Source organism: Streptomyces sp. NBC_01451, from assembly GCF_036227485.1.
In the GTDB taxonomy this organism is placed as follows: domain Bacteria; phylum Actinomycetota; class Actinomycetes; order Streptomycetales; family Streptomycetaceae; genus Streptomyces.
Genome location: NZ_CP109479.1, coordinates 1,520,631 through 1,539,023 on the forward strand (window position 1 = coordinate 1,520,631; position 18,393 = coordinate 1,539,023).

Annotated in this window: 18 protein-coding genes; 6 read left to right on the forward strand and 12 right to left on the reverse strand. The window is 72.5% G+C overall.

Annotated elements, in window-relative coordinates; translation table 11 throughout:
* Window positions 1–2: 2 nt before the first annotated feature.
* Window positions 3–992 (reverse strand): helix-turn-helix transcriptional regulator, encoded by a 990-nt coding sequence (locus OG595_RS06575; protein ID WP_329268855.1) that lies wholly within the window; start codon window positions 990–992, stop codon window positions 3–5.
* 59 nt (window positions 993–1,051) lie between these two features.
* Here OG595_RS06575 and OG595_RS06580 point away from each other — a divergent pair, with 59 nt between their 5' ends.
* Entirely contained in the window at window positions 1,052–1,549 is a 498-nt protein-coding gene (locus tag OG595_RS06580; RefSeq protein ID WP_329268857.1) for a hypothetical protein, read from the forward strand.
* Window positions 1,550–1,662: 113 nt separating this feature from the next.
* On the opposite strand, the gene OG595_RS06585 is transcribed toward OG595_RS06580, so the two are convergent.
* Both OG595_RS06585 and OG595_RS06590 read right to left on the reverse strand, forming a co-directional pair.
* Window positions 1,663–2,412, reverse strand: coding sequence for a class I SAM-dependent methyltransferase (locus tag OG595_RS06585; protein WP_329268858.1), 750 nt, complete (start codon window positions 2,410–2,412; stop codon window positions 1,663–1,665).
* Between the two features lie 21 nt (window positions 2,413–2,433).
* Entirely contained in the window at window positions 2,434–2,739 is a 306-nt protein-coding gene (locus OG595_RS06590) for a 4a-hydroxytetrahydrobiopterin dehydratase (protein ID WP_329268860.1), read from the reverse strand.
* A gap of 169 nt (window positions 2,740–2,908) precedes the next feature.
* On the opposite strand from OG595_RS06590, the gene OG595_RS06595 reads away from it, so the two are divergent.
* Window positions 2,909–3,793 carry a helix-turn-helix domain-containing protein gene (locus OG595_RS06595; protein ID WP_329268861.1) on the forward strand — a complete coding sequence of 295 codons (885 nt, stop codon included), beginning with the start codon at window positions 2,909–2,911 and terminating at the stop codon, window positions 3,791–3,793.
* Between the two features lie 21 nt (window positions 3,794–3,814).
* On the opposite strand, the gene OG595_RS06600 is transcribed toward OG595_RS06595, so the two are convergent.
* The gene (locus tag OG595_RS06600; protein WP_329268863.1) at window positions 3,815–4,231 is read right to left on the reverse strand and encodes a hypothetical protein; all 417 of its coding nucleotides are present in this window, start codon (window positions 4,229–4,231) and stop codon (window positions 3,815–3,817) included.
* A gap of 246 nt (window positions 4,232–4,477) precedes the next feature.
* On the opposite strand from OG595_RS06600, the gene OG595_RS06605 reads away from it, so the two are divergent.
* Window positions 4,478–5,341, forward strand: a complete 864-nt coding sequence (locus tag OG595_RS06605; RefSeq protein WP_329268865.1) for a helix-turn-helix domain-containing protein — start codon at window positions 4,478–4,480, stop codon at window positions 5,339–5,341.
* Between the two features lie 77 nt (window positions 5,342–5,418).
* Window positions 5,419–6,234: an SAM-dependent methyltransferase gene (locus OG595_RS06610; protein ID WP_329268866.1), complete on the forward strand. Its 816-nt coding sequence runs from the start codon at window positions 5,419–5,421 to the stop codon at window positions 6,232–6,234.
* A 105-nt stretch (window positions 6,235–6,339) separates the two neighbouring features.
* Here OG595_RS06610 and dnaK read toward each other — a convergent pair whose 3' ends face one another.
* From dnaK to OG595_RS06630, 4 genes are all read right to left on the reverse strand, one after another.
* Window positions 6,340–8,238, reverse strand: a complete 1,899-nt coding sequence (gene dnaK, locus OG595_RS06615; RefSeq protein WP_329268868.1) for a molecular chaperone DnaK — start codon at window positions 8,236–8,238, stop codon at window positions 6,340–6,342.
* 156 nt (window positions 8,239–8,394) lie between these two features.
* On the reverse strand, window positions 8,395–8,823 hold the full coding sequence (locus OG595_RS06620; RefSeq protein ID WP_329268870.1) for an OsmC family protein: 429 nt from the start codon (window positions 8,821–8,823) through the stop codon (window positions 8,395–8,397).
* 250 nt (window positions 8,824–9,073) lie between these two features.
* A complete protein-coding gene (locus OG595_RS06625) occupies window positions 9,074–11,149 on the reverse strand; it encodes an alkaline phosphatase family protein (protein WP_329268872.1) in 2,076 nt (691 codons plus the stop codon).
* A gap of 86 nt (window positions 11,150–11,235) precedes the next feature.
* Window positions 11,236–11,670, reverse strand: a complete 435-nt coding sequence (locus tag OG595_RS06630; RefSeq protein ID WP_329268874.1) for a hypothetical protein — start codon at window positions 11,668–11,670, stop codon at window positions 11,236–11,238.
* A 122-nt stretch (window positions 11,671–11,792) separates the two neighbouring features.
* On the opposite strand from OG595_RS06630, the gene OG595_RS06635 reads away from it, so the two are divergent.
* On the forward strand, window positions 11,793–12,569 hold the full coding sequence (locus OG595_RS06635; RefSeq protein ID WP_329268876.1) for an MBL fold metallo-hydrolase: 777 nt from the start codon (window positions 11,793–11,795) through the stop codon (window positions 12,567–12,569).
* Entirely contained in the window at window positions 12,569–13,195 is a 627-nt protein-coding gene (locus tag OG595_RS06640; protein ID WP_329282695.1) for a DedA family protein, read from the forward strand. Before OG595_RS06635 ends, OG595_RS06640 begins: the two co-directional genes overlap by 1 nt.
* A gap of 415 nt (window positions 13,196–13,610) precedes the next feature.
* On the opposite strand, the gene OG595_RS06645 is transcribed toward OG595_RS06640, so the two are convergent.
* The 4 genes from OG595_RS06645 to OG595_RS06660 form a co-directional block, all read right to left on the reverse strand.
* Window positions 13,611–14,657, reverse strand: coding sequence for an MBL fold metallo-hydrolase (locus OG595_RS06645; RefSeq protein ID WP_329268878.1), 1,047 nt, complete (start codon window positions 14,655–14,657; stop codon window positions 13,611–13,613).
* A complete protein-coding gene (locus OG595_RS06650) occupies window positions 14,654–15,901 on the reverse strand; it encodes an aminotransferase class I/II-fold pyridoxal phosphate-dependent enzyme (RefSeq protein ID WP_329268880.1) in 1,248 nt (415 codons plus the stop codon). The genes OG595_RS06645 and OG595_RS06650 overlap by 4 nt, the downstream gene beginning before the upstream one ends.
* Before the next feature lie 128 nt (window positions 15,902–16,029).
* A complete protein-coding gene (locus tag OG595_RS06655) occupies window positions 16,030–16,710 on the reverse strand; it encodes a hypothetical protein (RefSeq protein ID WP_329268882.1) in 681 nt (226 codons plus the stop codon).
* Between the two features lie 469 nt (window positions 16,711–17,179).
* Window positions 17,180–17,974: an RNA polymerase sigma factor SigF gene (locus OG595_RS06660; RefSeq protein WP_329268884.1), complete on the reverse strand. Its 795-nt coding sequence runs from the start codon at window positions 17,972–17,974 to the stop codon at window positions 17,180–17,182.
* Between the last annotated feature and the right edge of the window lie 419 nt (window positions 17,975–18,393).

Genomic DNA, 18,393 nt, shown 5'->3' on the forward strand with positions numbered 1-18,393 from the left:
CGTCAGTCGCCGCTGTCCGCAAGGGAGTTGCCGCCCGGGTGCACCGATTCGGCGTATCGAGCGGCCAGTTCCGTCACCGTCCGTGCGATCCGCTCGCGCAGCTCGGCCGGCGACAGTACCTCGACGCCCGTACCCAGTCTCAGGAACTCCTCCTGGGCACGGTCGACGGACTCGATCGGTACCGTCGCCACGGTCCAACCCTGTTCATCAGTAAGGCCGTTGACCCCTACGGCGTCGGCGGCCGGCCCCGACAGCCGCACGCCGGGCGCCAGCCGCACCACCGCCTCGCCGCGGTGCAGCCGGTCGTGGAAGTCACGCTGGTACGCCGTCCAGTACGCGGCCAGGTCGAAGGTATCGGGCCGGACGAACTCCTCCTCGGACGCCGTGAGTTCGAGAATCCGGTCGACGCGGAAGGTACGGGGACCGGGTCCCGCGACGACGTACCAGCGCCCCGCCTTCAGCACCAGCCCGTACGGCTCCAGGCGGCGCTCCGCATCGGTGGGCTCGGCCCAACGCCGGTACCGGACGTGCAGGACACGGCTGTTCCACACCGCGGCGGCGACCGCCGGGAGGTGCGGCACCTCTTCGGCGTCCGCGTACCAGCCGGGCGCGTCGAGGTGGAAGCGGCCACTGATCCGGTCGGCATGGGCGCGCAGCTCCGGCGGCAGGGCGGCGCGGACCTTGAGCTGGGCGGCGGCGAGGACGGAGCCGAGGCCCAGCTCGGCGGCCGGTCCCGGCACCCCGGCCAGGAACAGGGCCTCGGCCTCGTCGGCGTTCAGACCCGTCAGCCGGGTGCGGTAGCCGTCGAGCAGACGGTAGCCGCCGGCGTGCCCCGCGTCGCCGTACAGCGGCACGCCCGCCGCACTCAGCGCCTCGACGTCCCGGTAGACCGTGCGCACCGAGACCTCCAGCTCCTCGGCGAGCTGGGCGGCGGTCATCCGCCCGCGGGTCTGGAGCAGCAGAAGCACGGACAGCAGTCGACTGGACCTCACGCGAACCTCACCCACTTCACTGACGCAGGATGTCAGGGAAGTGGTCCTACCGTCCCCTCATGTCCAACACCGCCTTCGCCCCCTTCACCGAGAAACTGCTGACCGTTCTCCCGCCCATCGAGGTGGCAGGCCGGCACGTCAAGCGCTACCACGTCACGGCCGACCCGGACGGGATCGCCCCCGACGTCGAGGAGGCCGCGTACGCGATGCTGCCGAGGCTGCTCCCGGAGCCGGACGGCACCCCGCCCGCCACCTTCGTCGTCCTGCACCGGGGCGGCGACGACGGCGCCTACCTCAACGCGTACAGCTGGGTGTGGGACAACGTCCTGCACTTCCGGGGCGCGGCGGCGGGTCAGCCGGTGCTGGGCTGCCCGGACCGTGACCCCACGCACTTCATCGCGCCCGACGCCCCCTGGATCGGCTGCGTCTGGGAGCTGCCGCCGATCCTGCATGAACGCGACGCCTGGGTACGGCATTTGCTGACGCCGCAAGTCCCGGACCTCGGCGCCTACCTGGCCGACAGCCTGCCCGAGGGAACCACTGGAGACCGCTCATGAACGGGCCGCACGACTTGGACTTCCTGCGCGGCGGGCGAACGGCGGGTGCCCGGTCCGCAACCGCCGCCGCGCCGACTTCCGCGACACCGAAGGCAGTTGGGACGCCCTGCCACTCAGGATGAGTGCGGCTTCCGGAACGCCCGCAGTGTGAACACCGGGTCCGGGCGGGCCCGGTCCTGATCGGGCAGCGCCTCCAGGCGGGCGGCGAAGCCGTCGGCGAGGGGATCGCCCGGCGGTAACGTCATGAACCATCCGCGCCGCAGGTCCGCGACGGCCCGCCGGGGACTGCGCCCCTGCCCACGCCCCCGGAAGCGGGCCTCCCCGGCCGGAACCAGTCCGTGCCCGACGGCATACGCCTCGACGTCGGCCGCCGCGTCCGGGGCCGCACGCCACGGGCGCGAGGCGAGAACGGCGTCGATGTCACTGCCCACGTTGTGCGAGGCGCCCTTGTCGACGGTGGTGACGTACGTCCCGCCCGGCCGCAGCACCCGCGCGCACTCCCCGACGATGGCCCGGACGTCCTCGGCCCGCCCGGCGAGATGCAGCAGCCACACACTCGTGACCGCCTCCAACCCGCCCTCCGCAAAAGGGAGTTGACGACTGTCGGCCAGAACGACGGCACCGGGCAATCGGGCGGCGGCCCGCCTCGCCATCCCCTCGGTCAGGTCGACGCCCATCACGCGCATCCCGGCCCGCGCCGCCGCGAGCCGCCGGGTCACGATGCCCGTACCGCATCCCACGTCGAGCAGGCTGCGCGTCTCCTCGGGTACGAGGCTCAGCACGGCCTCCGCCGCAGCCGCCGCCCTGGGCTCGCCGCCGCGCGAGGCGTCGTACCGCTCCGCCTCCTGGTTGTAGTCCAGCACGATCGTGACCCCTCGGCCCGGTCAGCTCGCCCCGTGGCCCGGTGCGAGGGCCTCGACTCTGTGGGCGAGCCGGAAGTCGAGGTCGGTGACCGCGCCGCCCACGCTGTGGGTGTTCACGGTGAGTGACACGGTGTTGTAGCCGAGGGTGAGGTCGGAGTGGTGGTCCAGTTCCTCCTGGACCTGGGCGATGTGGATGACCAGCGCCGTCGCGGCGAAGTGCGAGCCGAGGCGGTAGGAACGGGCGAGGCGGTCCCCGTCGAGCGACCAGCCGGGCAGCTCCGCCAGCCGGTCCTCGATCTCCTTCTGCGACAGCGGTACGACGGGCATGGCCACGCTCCTTCCCTGATGTGGGTTGCTGTCCCAGCGTGCCACAGGCCGGGCGTTCCGGCCCAGGTCAGGAGGGTGCCCACCGACTGTTTCGTACTGTTCGGCACTCCGGGGACCGGTCGCCCGTCCGTTCGCCCCCTCACCGCCGCTCCTCGGCTACGGTCGTCGTATGACCACGGTCCCGACCGGCGGCGCGGCCCGCCTCATCGCCCCCGAGGACAAGACACCCAGGACGCACCGGGGAGCCGGTCCGCTGCTGCGGGTCTGGCGGGAGCGGCGGCGCGTCAGCCAGCTCGAACTGGCGCTGCGGGCCGACTCGTCCGCCCGCCACATCAGCTTCGTCGAGACGGGCCGGTCCCGCCCGAGCGAGGAACTGCTCCTGCGGCTCGCGGAACACCTGGACGTCCCCGTCCGGGACCGCAACGCCCTTCTCCTGGCGGCCGGTTACGCCCCGCGCTACCGCGAGACCCCGCTCGACGACCCGGCGCTGGAGTCCCTGCGGGACGGCGTCGAACGGCTCATCCAGGGCTACGAGCCCTACCCGGCGTTCGTGGTCGACGCGACGTACGACGTCCTGGCCGCCAACCGGGGCATCCTGATGCTCCTCGAAGGTCTCCCCGAGTCCGTGCTGGCGCCGCCACTGAACGCGATGCGCCTGACCCTGCACCCGGAGGGCCTGGCGCCGCGCATCCGGAACCTTCCCGAGTGGCGGGGGCACCTGCTCGCCCAGATGGAACGTCAGATAGCCCTGCACCGTTCGGACCCGCTGCGCGCGCTGTACGAGGAGGTCGCCGCGTACCCGGTGCCGGAGCCACGGGAGAGCCCGGTGGACCGGACGGCCGGCTCCGGGTCCGTGTCGGACTCCGACTCGGCGTCCACGTTCGCGTTCGCGCTGCCGATGCGGATCGAGCACGAGGGCCGGGTGCTCTCCTTCGTCTCGTCGATCTCCACCTTCAACACCCCGATGGACATCACCGTCGCCGAGCTGGCCATCGAGACGCTCCTCCCGGCCGACCCGGCGACGGTCAAGTACCTTCACTCGATGCTGGGTTGATGATCCGTCAGGGCTGTCCTCTCAGCGACAGGCCCGCAGGGACACGTACTGCAACGCGGCGAACCCCGCCACAACGGCCGCCTGCAGCAACGCCCAGACCGCCCCGACCGTGCTCGGGGTGAGCCACAGGACGAGCGCGACGCAACTGACCACCGCCCATGCGAGGTTGACCTCGATCACGGCCCGCACCGGCAGTACGGCCGGCCGCCTGCGCGAGGCCAGCAGGCCGACGGCTCCGGCGTACACGCCGAGGAACAGGCCGAGTTCGAGCAGCAGCCCCGAGCCGACGCCGAGGAAACGGGCGAGCGGACCGGCAGCCACCAGATAGGCGACCGCGTTCACTCCGGTCACCAGCGCGTCCAGCGCCAGGAAGCGGCGCAGCATCACGGGCGGTTCGGCGGACCGGGCGGCGAGTGCGGCGAACTGGGTCGCGGACATGGCGGATCCCCTCCATCGAGGTCGAAACGGAAGTTGGGGCAGAGGTCGGAACAGAAGTCGAAGCAGAGCCGGAACCCGGGTTCCGGACCGGAGTGCGCCGGCCCGGAACCCGTTGCCATCACTGTTCCGGGCGGGCTCACCGGGGTCGATTACCTCGCGGGTAATCTCGGTGGCCCGAACCTGTCAGGCCGACAGCGGAACGTGACACACTGCTCGCGTTACTTCGGCGCGTAGGGGAGGCGTGGCGTGAGTGAGCGGCGGGCTGCGCCCACCGTGGGCCAGGTGGTGCTCGGGAGACGGCTCCAGGAGCTGCGCGAGGCCGCCGGGCTGAAGCGGGAAGAGGCAGCGCGGGTCCTGCGCGTGGCACCGGCGACCGTACGGCGGATGGAAATGGCCGAGGTCTCCCTCAAAATCCCGTACGTACATGTGCTGTTGACGGCGTACGGCGTCCCCGAGGACGAGGTGGCCGTGTTCGTGGACCTGGCCGAGGAGGCGAACGAGCCCGGCTGGTGGCAGCGGTTCTCCGACGTCCTGCCGGACTGGTTCAGCATGCATGTGAGCCTGGAGGGCTCCGCCCGGCTGATCCGCTCCTACGAACCGCACTTCGTACCAGGCCTGTTGCAGACCCCGGAGTACGCGCGTGCCGTCATGGAGGCCGGAACGATCGGGCACACGGGGCCCGAGGCGGTCGAGCGGCATGTGTCGCTGCGCATGGCCCGGCAGAAGCTGCTGACCCGTGAACACCCGCCCCACCTCTGGGTGATCATCGACGAGACGGTACTGCGGCGGCCCGTGAGCATCCGCGGCGAGGTCATGCGCGACCAGCTGGACCGGCTCCTCGACGCGTCGGAGAGCGGCCATGTCACCATCCAGGTCGCCGAGTTCAGGGACGGCCCGCACCCGGGCACGTCGGCGCCCTTCGAGCTGTTCCGCTTCGCCGAGCCGGAACTGCCCGACATGGTCTACACCGAGTACCTGACAGGCGCGCTCTATCTGGACTCCCGCCGGGAGGTCGCCTCGCACCTGGAGGTCCTGGACCACATGACGGCGGGTGCCGCGTCGGCCCAGCGCACCAAGGAGATCATCGCCGAGTACCGCGACGGCTACTGATCAGCTGATCCACAGGCCCACAGAACCGGCCGCACCACCTACGAACGAACTCACGGCACTTGAGGAGCACACACCGCATGACCGCACCCGAGGGCGCGCCCACCCGCATAGACACCAGCAGACCCCACCCCGCCCGGGTCTACGACTGGTGGCTCGGCGGCAAGGACAACTACCCGGTGGACGAGGAGCTGGCCCGCAGGATCCTCGCGGTGGACGGCACGGTGCTGCGCGGCGCACGCGCCAACCGCCGGTTCATGCAACGCGCGACACGGACCGCCGCCGAGGCCGGGATCCGCCAGTTCCTGGACATCGGCACGGGCATCCCCACCGAGCCGAACCTGCACCAGGTCGCCCAGAGTGTCGCCCCCGATGCCAAGGTGGTGTACGCGGACAACGACCCGATCGTGCTGCGGCACGCACAGGCCCTGCTGCACGGGACGGCCGAGGGCACCACCGACTACGTACACGCCGACGCCCGCGACCCGGAGACGATCCTGCGCCTGGCCGGCGAGTCCCTGGACTTCACCCGGCCCGTCGCGCTGTCGCTGGTCGCACTGACCCACTACCTCGGCGACGATCCCGACGGCGACGACGTGCACGGCCTGCTGAAGAAGTACGTCGACGCGCTCGCCCCCGGCAGCTACCTCGTCCTCTCCCAGGTCACCCCGGACCTCAGCCCCGAGGCCATCGCGAAGGCGGCCGAGCACTTCCGGCGCAGCGGCACGCCCTTCTTCCCCCGCTCCCTCACCGAGTTCCACCACTTCTTCGACGGCCTGGAACTCCTGGGCCCCGGCGTGATCCCCGTGTACGGCTGGCGCCCGGACCCGGAGGACGTGGCAGCCCAGGCAGAGGGCATCGTCCCGGTGTACGCGGGCGTGGCCCGTAAGTCCTGAAGGAGGACGCCCCGCGCCCTCCTTCAGGGGCGCGGGGCCGTGTTCATCAGCCCTCAGCCCTCAACACGCAGTCGGCAGTCGGCAGTCGGCGAACCACCGCCACCCCTACCTCTTCCCGCCACCACCCGCTTCCCGCTCGTCATCGACGATCTCCGCATCCACCACACCCTCGTCCTCCCCCGCTGCGGCGGAGTCACCGGTGCCCCGTCCCTCCGTCGGAGAGTCCGTCGAAGAGTCCGTCGGAGACTGTTGCTGGGCCTGCGCGTACATCGCCTGCCCCATCCGCTGGCTGACGGTGGCAAGCTTCTCCACCCCCGCCCGCAACGCGCTGATGTCCGTCTCCTGCGACAGCAGCCCCCTGACCTCCGCGACGGCCTCCGCGACCTCCGACTTCGCGTCCGCCGGCACCCGTTCCTCGTTGTCCCGTACGAACTTCTCGGTCTGGTAGACGAGTTGCTCGGCCTGGTTGCGCGTCTCGGCAGCCTCCCGGCGCCTGCGGTCCTCGTCGGCGTACTGCTCGGCCTCGCGCATCATGCGGTCGATGTCGTCCTTGTGCAGCGCCGAGCCGCCCGTCACGGTCATCTTCTGTTCCCGGCCGGTGGCCAGGTCCTTCGCCGAGACGTGCATGATCCCGTTGGCGTCGATGTCGAAGGCGACCTCGATCTGCGGCACGCCTCGCGGGGCCGGTGGCAGCCCGGTGAGGTCGAAGACACCCAACTTCTTGTTGTACGCGGCGATTTCACGTTCGCCCTGGTAGACCTGGATGCCCACGGAGGGCTGGTTGTCGGCGGCGGTCGTGAAGATCTCCGAACGCCGGGTCGGGATCGTGGTGTTGCGCTCGATGAGCTTGGTCATGATGCCGCCCTTGGTCTCGATGCCCAGGGACAGCGGCGTGACGTCGAGCAGCAGGACGTCCTTGACGTCACCGCGGATGACACCGGCCTGGAGTGTGGCGCCCAGCGCGACGACCTCGTCGGGGTTGACGCCCTTGTGCGGTTCCTTGCCGGTGAGTTCCTTGACCAGTTCGGTGACGGCCGGCATCCGCGTCGACCCGCCGACCAGGATCACGTGGTCGATCGCGGCGAGTTCCACGCCCGCGTCCTTGATCGCCTGACTGAAGGGCTTCTTGCAGCGGTCGAGCAGGTCGGCGGTGAGTTCCTGGAACTGGGCGCGCGTCAGTTTCTCCTCAAGGTGGAGCGGCCCTTCGGCGGAGGCGGTGACGTAGGGCAGGTTGAGCGTCGTCTCGGACGAACTCGACAGCTCGATCTTCGCCTTCTCCGCGCCCTCGCGCAGCCGTTGCAGCGCCATCTTGTCGCCCGCGAGGTCGATGCCGTGCTGCCCCTTGAAGCGTTTGACGAGGTGGTCGACGATCCGCTGGTCCCAGTCGTCGCCGCCGAGTTGGGTGTCGCCGTTGGTCGCCTTGACCTCGATGACGCCGTCGCCGATCTCCAGGAGCGACACGTCGAAGGTGCCGCCGCCCAGGTCGAAGACGAGCACGGTCTGCTCCTCGCCCCGGTCGAGGCCGTACGCGAGGGCGGCGGCGGTCGGTTCGTTGATGATCCGCAGCACCTTCAGGCCGGCGATCTCCCCGGCCTCCTTGGTGGCCTGCCGCTGGGAGTCGTCGAAGTACGCCGGCACGGTGATCACCGCGTCCGAGACGTCCTCGCCGAGATACGCCTCCGCGTCCCGCTTGAGTTTCTGGAGCACCCGCGCGGAGAGTTCCTGGGCGCGGTAGCGGGTGCCGTCCACGGACCCCTGTTCGGGGAACCGCCAATGGCCGTCGCCCATGTACCGCTTGACGGAGCGGGCCGTGCGCTCCACGTTCGTCACGGCCTGCCGCTTGGCGACCTCGCCGACGAGCACCTCACCGTTCTTCGCGAAGGCCACGACGGACGGTGTGGTCCGCGCTCCCTCGGCGTTCGCGACGACGGTGGCCTCACCGCCCTCCAGCACGGCCACCACCGAGTTCGTGGTCCCCAGATCGATCCCGACCGCACGTGCCACAGCTGTCCCCTTCCGCCAGGACGCTTCCCGCCCTCCACCACAAACCCTGAGTGCCTGTTTGTCGATCCTTCCGCCGACTCCTTCTTTGAAGTACCCCGAAAACGACGATGCCGCGCACCTCGGACATCGAGGAGCGCGGCAGGGGCGTGGCGAACGTCAGGCGAGCTTCGCCGACAGCGTGATCGTCGTGCCGGTCAGGGCCTTGCTGACCGGGCAGTTCTCCTTGGCGTTCTCGGCGGCGGCGACGAAGGCGTCCTCGTCGATGCCCGGCACGGTGCCCTCCACGGTGAGGTGGATGCCGGTGATGCCCTCACCCGGCTGGAAGACGACGTCGGCCGAGGTCACGAGCTTGGTCGCCGGAGTGCCGGCGCCGGCCAGGGCGTGCGAGAACGCCATGGAGAAGCAGCTGGAGTGGGCGGCGGCGATCAGCTCCTCGGGGCTGGTCTTGCCGTTCGCGTCCTGTGCGCGCGAGGCCCACGTCACGGGCTGCTCGGCGATGGCACCGGAGGAGTCGAAGGTGACAACGCCGTTGCCCTCCAGCAGGTTGCCTTCCCAGACGGTGTGTGCAGAGCGCGTGGTAGCCACGGTTCTTCCTTTCGCATGTGGTCCCGAAGCCGGGAGTCCGTATCCCCCCATCCGATCACACTCCGGCTCACGGCACGCGAAAGACCACCCTCCGTGCGGTGAACGGCAGACGGGCATCCTGCGGAACCGGACCACGATCTGCGGGAGTTTCTCCCGCACAGTCACCGGGAACGGTTCGCGGTCGACGGCGCGCGCGAAGGCGCGAGGTCCGGTACGAACGGTGCGCGGCCGGTTCCCCGGCGGCCCGCGCTCAGGCGACCCGGTGGTCCCCGGGGACCTCCAGCGGCACCTGCGGCCCGTTGCACTCGCGCAGCCAGCCCCGCAGTACGCGGTGCAGGTGCTCGGCGCCGACGAGTTCCTCCCCCTCCTCGACCGCCGCCGTCAGCCCGAGGGGCGCCATCACGAAGGGTCTGCCCTGGTCGCCGCCGAGTCCGCCGTGCGAGCCGATCTGCTCCTCGAAGGCGAGCACCTCGCCCTCGGCGGGGTCGTACCAGGAGTTGACCATGATGTCGGCGGTGTGCGGGAAGGAGTGCGTACGGCGGACCGCGTTCGCCGCGCCGGGCCCGAAGTCGGCCAGCGGGCCGGGGTGTTCGTCGTCCAGCGCGTCCACCGGGATCTCCGCGCCGTGCGCGCCCAGCACCACCCCGCCGTGCTCCTCGCTGCGGACGAGGACGAAGCCGATGCCGGGATGGTTGGCGAGGGTGGTGAGCAGGGCGGGATGGCGGGCGTCGATCTCCTCCTTGGTCATGCGGTGGTGCACGTCCGGGAAGGAGATGAGCCCGAGGTTGCCGGAGGCCAGCACCAACGGTTCGGAGTGGTGACCCGGGGGCACGTGCCACCCACCGTTCTCCTCGACGGGCCTGTGCAGCGCGGCGCGCACGGCTGCCCGCGCCTCGGCCCCGCTGTGGGTGCGGCGCGCCTTCCGCGGCACGGGCAGTCCGCAGCCGGCCCTCACGAGGTCGCCGAGGCCGAGCCCGTACCGTCCGCGGAAGGTCTCGCCGGGGCTCTGCCCGTGGTCGGAGAGGAGGACGATCCGGTACGGGCGGGGTGCGTGTTCGGCGACCTGCGCGATCAACGCGGCGGAACGGTCGAGGCGTTGGAGGACCTTCTCGACGTCCCGGCTGTGCGGCCCGGAGTGGTGGGCGACCTCGTCGTAGGCGACCAGGTCGGCGTAGACGGCGGTGCGCCCGGCGAGCATGTCGCCCATCACCGCGGCGACGACCACGTCCCGCTCGATGACGGTGGCGAAGGCGCGGATGAAGGGGTAGAGGCCGCCGCGCGCGATCCGCGGGCGCCGTTTGCGCATCCGGGCCACGGTCGACTGGCCGATCTCGCGGCCGACCTCGGCGACGAAGGACAGTGCGGTACGGACGGCGTTGGCGGGGTCCGAGAAGTAGGCGAAATAGCCCGCGCGGGAACGGTTCTCCCGGCCGCGTCGCCGCAGCGCGGTGGACAGCACGAGGGCCTGCTCGTCGGCGCCGCCGCTGAAGAGGTTGCCCCGGCTGGCCCCGTCGAAGGTGAGCAGGCCGCCGTCGCCGGTGCGTTCGACGGCCCGGCGCTGGAGTTCGGCGGCGCTGGTGGGCCGGTTGCAGACCATGACCTCGCCGGTGTCCTTCTCGTACCAGCGGAAGGCGGGGATGTCGTGGTTGGTGCCGTGCAGGATGCCGAGCTGGCTGGCGCCGGTCTGACTGGACCAGTCGGTGCGCCAGGGGGTGAGCCGGTGGCTGGTGCCCAGCCAGCCCGCCACGGTCGGCATCAGTCCCTTCTCCACGGCGCGGACGAGGACGTCGTGTCCGACGCCGTCGAGTTGCAGGAACACCACGCCGGGCGTCGTGGGACCCTCGAACACCCGCGCGGTACCGCGTCGGTCGGCGAGGCGGTAGAGACGTCTTCGGTAGGCGTCGTCGTCCCGTACGGCCAGTGCGGCGCCCGTCGCGGAGGCCACCGCGGACATCACCGCGGCGACCACCACCGCCGTCTCCGGAGCCGCCTCGGGGCGGTCGGCCGGGGTCAGCCGCAGGGCCACGAGCAGCAGCGCGCCGTTCAGGAAGAAGACCAGCAGGCCCAGTACGAGGGCGGGCACGAGCAGCAGCAGCCGGACCAGCACCGGCCAGGCCAGCGCCGACAGCAGACCGAACGCGCCCGCGCCGACGGCCGCGGTGACCGCGATCCGGGTGGCGCTGTCGCCGTCCCCGGAGCGGATCTGGAAGTCCGGCAGAATGCCGGCGAGCACCAGCATCGTCAGCGTCGACACGGCCCACACCGCGACGCTCCGCCCGATCTGGCTGACGATCCGCCGCCAACGCCCCGCACCCACGTCCCGCACACCTCACGTCCTGGCCCGTCCCCACGGCTGGCCTGGGCCCACCCTGTCACAACGGGCGGGCGGCGCCGGGCGTGCCGGGTGAAGGTTCAGCGGCCGTCGTACCCGGCGGTCGGCATGGAGAGGCGGCGGTGGACCCTGGCCTTCATCTGGGCGTCGTACGACGGCTCCGCGCGGCCCACCGTCTCCACCCGTACCCCGCGCCGCGCGCACTCGGCGGTGAACTCGTCGACCGAGGTGAGCGCCTGTTCCAGGACCCGACGGCTGGGCGCGACGAAGAGGTCGAGGCCCGGTTCGACGCCGTCCCACAGGGCGCAGTGGTCCGCGCGCAGACCCCGTACGAGCAACTCCCGGGTGACGACGTAGCCGTGCTCGGCGGCCCAGCGGGCGCACATCGCGTGCTGACTGCGCGAGTCGACGAGGAACGGCTCCTCGTCCAGCTCTTCGAGCGGCGTCAGGCTGGCGATCGCGGTGACCCGCGGTACCGGGCCGGGCAGGCCGACGGCGGCGTGCGCGTGTCCCATGGCGTCCCCCTAAGCTCCGGGCTTCCCCGTTCACCTCGGGGTTTCCCCACTCGCCCCGCGGTTTCCCGCCGACCCTACTCCTGCCCGTAGTCTTCGGGGAGTCGCGCGAAGGAGGCAAAGGGGTGCCGGTGGAGATCACGTGGTGGGGGCACGCCACCTGTACGGTCGAGGACTCGGGCGTACGCGTGCTCACCGACCCCCTGTTCGTACGCCGGCTCGCCCATCTGCGCCGTCGACGGGGCGAGTTGCCCCCGCCCGGCGCATGGCGCGCGGACGTGGCGCTCGTCTCCCATCTGCACTCCGACCACCTCCATGTCCCCTCCCTCGCGCGCCTCGCGCCGGGCTCGCGCCTGATCGTGCCCCGGGGCGCGCCGAAGGCGGTGCCGGGCCTGTCGCGCCGGCTGGCGCATCTCCGGATCACGGAGGTGGTCGCCGGGGACCACACGAAGGTCGGCGACCTGCTCGTACGGGCCGTGTCCGCGCGGCACGACGGGCGGCGGCTGAACGTCGGGCCGCAGCGGGCGCCCGCGCTCGGCTATGTGATCGAGGGCGAGGCACGGACGTATTTCGCCGGGGACACGGGCCTGTTCGCGTCGATGGCCGAGGAGGTCGGGCCGGTCGACGCGGCGCTGCTGCCGGTGGGCGGCTGGGGGCCGTATCTCGGCGAGGGGCATCTCAACGCGGAGCGGGCGGCGGAGGCGCTGGCCCGGCTGGCCCCGCGCAGTGCGGTGCCGGTGCACTACGGCACGTACTGGCCGATCGGGATGGACGCCGTACGCCCCCATGAGTTCCACGCGCCGGGCGAGGAGTTCGTGCGGCTCGCGGCGGAACGGGCGCCCACGGTCGACGTGTACCGGCTGGACCACGGGCAGAGCGTGCGCCTGGAGGTCGCACGGTGATCGTGGTCCTGGCCGCCGCGTCGACCTCGGGACAGGGGGCGGCGGGGCAGGCGATCGGCTATCCGACGCTGTTCCTGCTGGTGCTGATCGGGGCGCTGGTGCCGGTGGTGCCCACGGGGGCACTGGTGAGTTCGGCGGCCGTGGTGGCCTATCACCAGACCGCGCCGCTCGCCATGGTCCTGGTGTTCGCGGTGGCCGCGCTGGCCGCGTTCCTCGGGGACGTGGCGCTCTACTGGCTGGGCCGGCGCGGGATGGACTCCCGGAACGGCTCGCGCTGGCTGGCCGCGATCCGGTCACGGGCGCCCGAGGACCGTCTCGCGCAGTCCCAGCGGAAGCTGAGCGAGAACGGGGTGACGGTCCTGGTGCTGTCCCGGCTGGTGCCGGCCGGCCGCATCCCGGTGATGCTGGCCTGCCTGCTGGCGAAGTGGCCGGTACGCCGCTTCGCCCGCGGCGACGTCCCGGCCTGCCTCGCATGGGCCGCGACGTACCAGCTGATCGGCGTCCTCGGCGGTTCGCTCTTCGACGAGCCCTGGGAGGGCGTGGTGGCGGCGGTAGCACTGGCACTGACGATCAGCGCGGCACCCGGCGCATGGCGGCGGGTCCGCGGGATCCGCAGGACAGCCTGACCGAGCAGGAGAACCGGGACGGGGCGGGGCGGGGCAGGGCAGGGTCGGCCCCGCCGCGCGCGGTCCGTGCTTGTCTCGGCCCGCGCCCGCGCGTCGGGCAGTCGCTTCGAGCGACGGCTGGGCATCGGGAAGGGGGCCCGGTGCCCCGCCCACGCGTGTGCGCCTGCGTGGATGGCGGAGTCGGCCTGGGCGGTAGCGCCTGGCGCGAGAGGATCCGGGCCGGAACCCGCGCGCACGCGGCAGGCCCGGCCCGCAGACCTTCTCTCCTCGTGCCGGGCAGCGCAGCCGGCGGGTGAGCGGGCCGGGGCCCGCGCGCACGGGGTGGCGGGCGGGGTCCGTGTGCCTGCCGCTCGCGCACCGCGCACAGCGCATCGCACCCGGCAGGGATCCGTGCTTTTCCCGCCCGCCCGGCGCGTCAGGTCAGCACACGCGAACCACCGACCGGCAGATCCCACAGGTCCTCGCGGGCCAGGCCGGCCTTCTCCCAGGCGGTCCGTACCCGGGTCAGCGGTTCGAGGACCGGTTCGGCCGACAGGACGAAGGTCGCCCAGTGCATGGGCGCCATCCGGCGCGCACCGAGGTCCATGGCGGCCTGTACCGCCTCTTCGGGGTCGCAGTGGACGTCGCTGAGCCACCAGCGCGGGTCGTACGCGCCGATCGGCAGCAGCGCGAGGTCGATGCCCGGATAGCGCTGCCCGATGCGGGTGAACCAGTGGCCGTACCCGGTGTCGCCCGCGAAGTAGACGCGCTGCCCGTCCAGGTCGGTGAGGACCCAGCCGCCCCAGAGGGTCCGGCAGGTGTCGGTGAGGCCGCGCTTGGACCAGTGGTGGGCCGGGACGAAGTCGAAGCGGACGCCACGCAGTTCGGCGGCCTCCCACCAGTCCAGCTCGGTGACGTGGGTGAACCGGCGCCGCCGGAACCAGCGGCCGAGCCCGGCCGGCACGAACACCGGGGTGTCGCGCGGGAGTCTGCGCAGGGTCGGGGCGTCGAGGTGGTCGTAGTGGTTGTGGCTGATGACGACGGCGTCGATGCGCGGCAGCGCGCTCCAGGCGACGCCCACGGGGGTGATCCGGGCCGGTGTGCCGAGGATGCGGCGGGACCAGACCGGGTCGGTGAGGACGGTGAGCCCGCCGATCCTGACCACCCAGCTGGCGTGCCCGGCCCAGGAGGCGGCGACGGTGCGCGCGTCCACGCGGGGCAGCGGGCCGGGTTCGAAGGGCAGCCTCGGAATGTCGGCGAGGCCTTCCGGCGTCGGCCGTACCGCGCCTTCTCTGGCGAATCTGGCCATGCCCATCAGGCCGGGCAGCGGGGTGGTCAGCCGGTCGGCGAAGGACCGGGGCCACACCCGGTTCCCGCGCGGCGGCTGGAGTGCCTCGGTCGTGGTGGGCGCGCTCGTGGTCGAAGTCGTGGTCGCGCTCGTACCTGTGCTGGTGCTCGTGGTCGACTCGGACTGCTGCGTCATCGAGGAGGCTCCCGTCGCTGAGCGTCGTCACAGAGATCGTCGAAGATCGATCCCACCAAGGCCAACGCGCGTCGCACGTGTGGCAGTTCCAGTGGTTCGGGTGATGTGAGCGACTGTGTTCGTTCCTCGGGCGTGTCGCCTAGCAGCGCGCCCGTGTCCAGCCGGACGCGCGGTGCCGCGAGGTCGTCCCCGAACCGGTGCCCGCCCGGCACGGGCATCCCGAGCCGGGCGGTGAGGTGGTCCTCCAGTTCCTGGGCGTCACCGACGCCGCGGGCGCCGAGCGCGGTCCGCAGGGGGCCGAGATCGACGTACAGATGACGGCCGGCCCTCGGCGGCCGGGCCAGACAGCCCGCGGCGACGACCGCGCTGTGCACGGCGGTGGCCACGCGCGCGTGCAGGCGTACGGCGGCGGTGAGCCGTTCGGTGACGGGCTCGGGCTCGCCGAGCGCGTAGCCGGCGGCGGCGGCGACCGGTTCGGCGATGCGGGCGCCGAGCGCGGTGAGTACGTCGAGCACGCGCGCGCGTAGGGCGTCGCCGGAGGCGTTCGCGGGGAAGCGGGCGAGGGCCGCGGGCCAGCCCGGCGGCAGCAGCGCGCCGCACAGGTCGGTGATGACGGTGACCTTCTCGGGCAGCATCTCGGCCGGGCTGAGCAGCACGGTGTCGTGGGGCCGGTGCAGGGTGTCGCGCCAGGTCTCGTCGCTGACCAGGTGGAGCCCCTCCCCCGCGGCTGCCTCGACGGTCTCGTGGAGGAGTTCGGGCGGCGCCACGGTGGCCGTCGGGTCGTCCGCCACGGACAGTACGAGCAGCCGGGGATCACCGCCCTCGGCGCGCACCCTCCGTACGGTCTCCAGCAGGGCGTACGGGTCCGGCACGCCCCCGCACTCGGCCGGTGCGGCCACATGGAACACGGACCTGCCCAACGCCCGTACCTGGGGCGCCCACCAGGCCGCGCAGGGCCGGGGCACCAGGACGTCGCCGCCGATCGCGGCGGTCAGCGCGTGCAGCAGAGCGGGGGCGCCGGGCGCGGCGGCCACCCGGTCGGGCCCGGCCGGCAGTCCGCGCCGGGCCCAGTAGCCGCAGGCCGCGCCGAGGAGCGCGGGGCCGCCGCCGGGCGGCTGGGCGTCGGGGCGACCGGCCGCGGCGGCGAGCACGGCGGCGAGTTCGGGCAGTACGGGGAGTCCGTCGCCGGGGAACGGCGGGCCGTAGCGGACGGGGCCGTGCCCCTGGGGATCCGTCGGCCGCATGCGTGCCTCCGCGGGGTTGCTGGTGCGGTGTCTGTACCTGCCGTGGCTACGGCTGCGCGCACCCACAGTCACAGTGACCCGTGGGAGCCCGCCCGGGTTGCTTCCCCTGTACCGGGGCCGCACCCGGGTCAGCCGCGTACGGCCGTTCTCCTGCGGCGCAGCCGGTGTACGGCGGCCCCGGCCGCGCCCGCGATCAGCACTCCCCCGGCGACCAGCGCGGGCACCGAGTCGGTGAAGGCGCCGCCCTGCCCGGCCTGCACCCCGCGCTGCACCGGCGCGGGCGTGGGTGCGGGCTCGGCGGGGTGTGTGGGGCAGCCGGACACGTCCTGGAAGTCGCCGCTCCGGGAGTCGCCGCCGTGGGAGCCGGTGCCGCAGGTGCCGGTGCCGTCGCGCGTCACCGTGAACGTCGCCTTCCACGCCTTGCCCTGGGCCCCGCCCTGCCCGGGACACGTACCGTCGGCCGACCCTTCGGCGGCGGGGGCGCTCGCGTTCTGGGCGCCCTCGAAACTCCAGTCGGGCGCGATCCTCGCGGTGCCGCTGTAGGCGGGGCCGGTCACCTGGTCGTCGTTGCCGGGGACCTGCTGGAGCTGGACGGTGCCCTGCTCGAAGCTCTGCGAGTGCGCGTCGATGGTCGCGGGCGGGGTTCCGCCGGTCGCGTCGCAGGCCACGGAGACGGTGACGGTGCCGCCGGGGCCGACGGTGCCCGGGCTGACCTCCCCGGCGGCGTCCGCGGACACGGCCGGGGCGGCGGCGCCCAGCACGGCACCGGCCAGGGCGGCGGCGGACAGGACACGGGCGGTGCGGCGCATGGCTGGGCTCCTTCGAGCGGCGGCTGCGGGGCACGTCGGGTGATGCCCCGCACCCCATGACAGCCCGCCCGGCGGCGGGGCGCGCGCGGCCGGGCACCATTCGCGGGACGGACACGCCCGAGCGGGTGACACTGCTCGTGCCCGCGGGACGTGCATGAGGAGGGCGCACGGCCGGTCGAGGACGGGCCAGGTGCGCGGGGCGGTGCCGAGCCGCTCCGGCCCGGTTCCAGCTCGTCGAGCGCGGCGTGGCGCGGGGGAAACGGTATCGGAGACCCCTGGCCGGGAGTCGTGGCCCGGTACGCGGGCCGACGGCACTCGTTCGCCCGGGTCGGCCGAGCCGACGGGCGCCCCGTGTTCCAGGGCGGCCGGGGCGGGTGACGGCGGCCGTTCGTTCCGGCCCCGCTCCCGCGTTCCCCGCTTGCCCGGCTCCCGACCTCCGGTCAACGGGACGGCCGGGAACAGCAGTTGCTCAGGCCGCGTCCCTCATGACCTGGTCCCGCAGCCGGTTGCAGGAGCGGCTGATCAGACGGGAGACGTGCATCTGGGAGATGCCGAGCTGCTCGGCGATGCAGCTCTGGGTCATGTCCCCGAAGAACCGCATGTAGAGGATGGCGCGTTCACGCTCGGGCAGTGCCTGTAGCCGGGGCTTGACGGCCTCACGGTCGATGACGATGTCGAGGGCCGGGTCGGGTGCGCCGAGGGCGTCGCTGAGGGAGTATCCGTCCTCGCTGCCGGGCAGTTCGGCGTCGAGGGAGAGCGCGGTGAAGCTCTCCAGCGCCTCCAGGCCGACCTTGACGTCCTCCTCGGTCATGTTGGCGTGCTGGGCTATCTCGGCGACGGTGGGCCGGCGGCCCGAGATGGTCTGCGAGAGGTCCTGCGCGGCGAACCGTACGCGGTTGCGCAGGTCCTGGACCCGGCGAGGCACGTGCAGGGTCCACATGTGGTCGCGGAAGTGGCGCTTTATCTCACCGGTGACGGTGGGAACGGCGTAGCTCTCGAAGGCGTTGCCGAGCGCGGGGTCGTAGCGGTCTACGGCCTTGACCAGGCCCAACGCGGCCACCTGCCGCAGGTCGTCCAGGCCCTCGCCCCGGTTCCGGAAACGGCCGGCGAGCCGGTCGGCCATGGGCAGCCAGGCCTCGACGATCTTCGCCCGGAGGGTGTCGCGCTGCGGCCCCGGAGGGAGCGCGGCGAGCCTGCGGAACGCCTCCGCGGTGTCGGGGGCGTCGTTGTGGGGGTGTCGCTTCGGACTCGTGTGAGTTCGCATGTTGCGTCGCAACTCCCTAGGAGTGCTCGGGTTGGACGGGTCCCCGAGGGAGAGTGCGCACAACCGGGACAGACACACCCGGGTCGGTGATCCACCGCTCCCACGGACGTGCCTCCTGTCCGAAGCACTGTTGCTGCGCCTGCCCCGCCCCATACGCGCCAAACAGTTTTTCGAGAGTGCTGTCCGATGACGAGGTCTCGGCTGTCCCGGCAGGAGGTCTGCCCGCACTCCTACGCCGAGGACGTCGCCCCGGACATGCCGGAGCCGGTCACCGGCCGGGCCCTGGGGGCAGCGGGCCGCGATCCTGAAGCAGGCCAGCAACCCGACCGCATGTGGGTGAAACCCTTCTCATGGGGGGGAAGAAGCGCTGCGACGGTGACACCGGCAGCGCAGAGGGCGGCTTCGGTCAGGACAGCCGT

What these genes read in the sequence shown, in the direction of transcription:
- OG595_RS06580 (WP_329268857.1), top strand. Translation starts at nt 1,052, where the DNA reads ATGTCCAACACCGCCTTCGCCCCCTTCACCGAGAAACTGCTGACCGTT.
- OG595_RS06590 (WP_329268860.1), bottom strand. Translation starts at nt 2,739, where the DNA reads ATGCCCGTCGTACCGCTGTCGCAGAAGGAGATCGAGGACCGGCTGGCG.
- OG595_RS06595 (WP_329268861.1), top strand. Translation starts at nt 2,909, where the DNA reads ATGACCACGGTCCCGACCGGCGGCGCGGCCCGCCTCATCGCCCCCGAG.
- OG595_RS06600 (WP_329268863.1), bottom strand. Translation starts at nt 4,231, where the DNA reads ATGTCCGCGACCCAGTTCGCCGCACTCGCCGCCCGGTCCGCCGAACCG.
- OG595_RS06610 (WP_329268866.1), top strand. Translation starts at nt 5,419, where the DNA reads ATGACCGCACCCGAGGGCGCGCCCACCCGCATAGACACCAGCAGACCC.
- OG595_RS06630 (WP_329268874.1), bottom strand. Translation starts at nt 11,670, where the DNA reads ATGGGACACGCGCACGCCGCCGTCGGCCTGCCCGGCCCGGTACCGCGG.
- OG595_RS06645 (WP_329268878.1), bottom strand. Translation starts at nt 14,657, where the DNA reads ATGACGCAGCAGTCCGAGTCGACCACGAGCACCAGCACAGGTACGAGC.
- OG595_RS06650 (WP_329268880.1), bottom strand. Translation starts at nt 15,901, where the DNA reads ATGCGGCCGACGGATCCCCAGGGGCACGGCCCCGTCCGCTACGGCCCG.
- OG595_RS06655 (WP_329268882.1), bottom strand. Translation starts at nt 16,710, where the DNA reads ATGCGCCGCACCGCCCGTGTCCTGTCCGCCGCCGCCCTGGCCGGTGCC.
- OG595_RS06660 (WP_329268884.1), bottom strand. Translation starts at nt 17,974, where the DNA reads ATGCGAACTCACACGAGTCCGAAGCGACACCCCCACAACGACGCCCCC.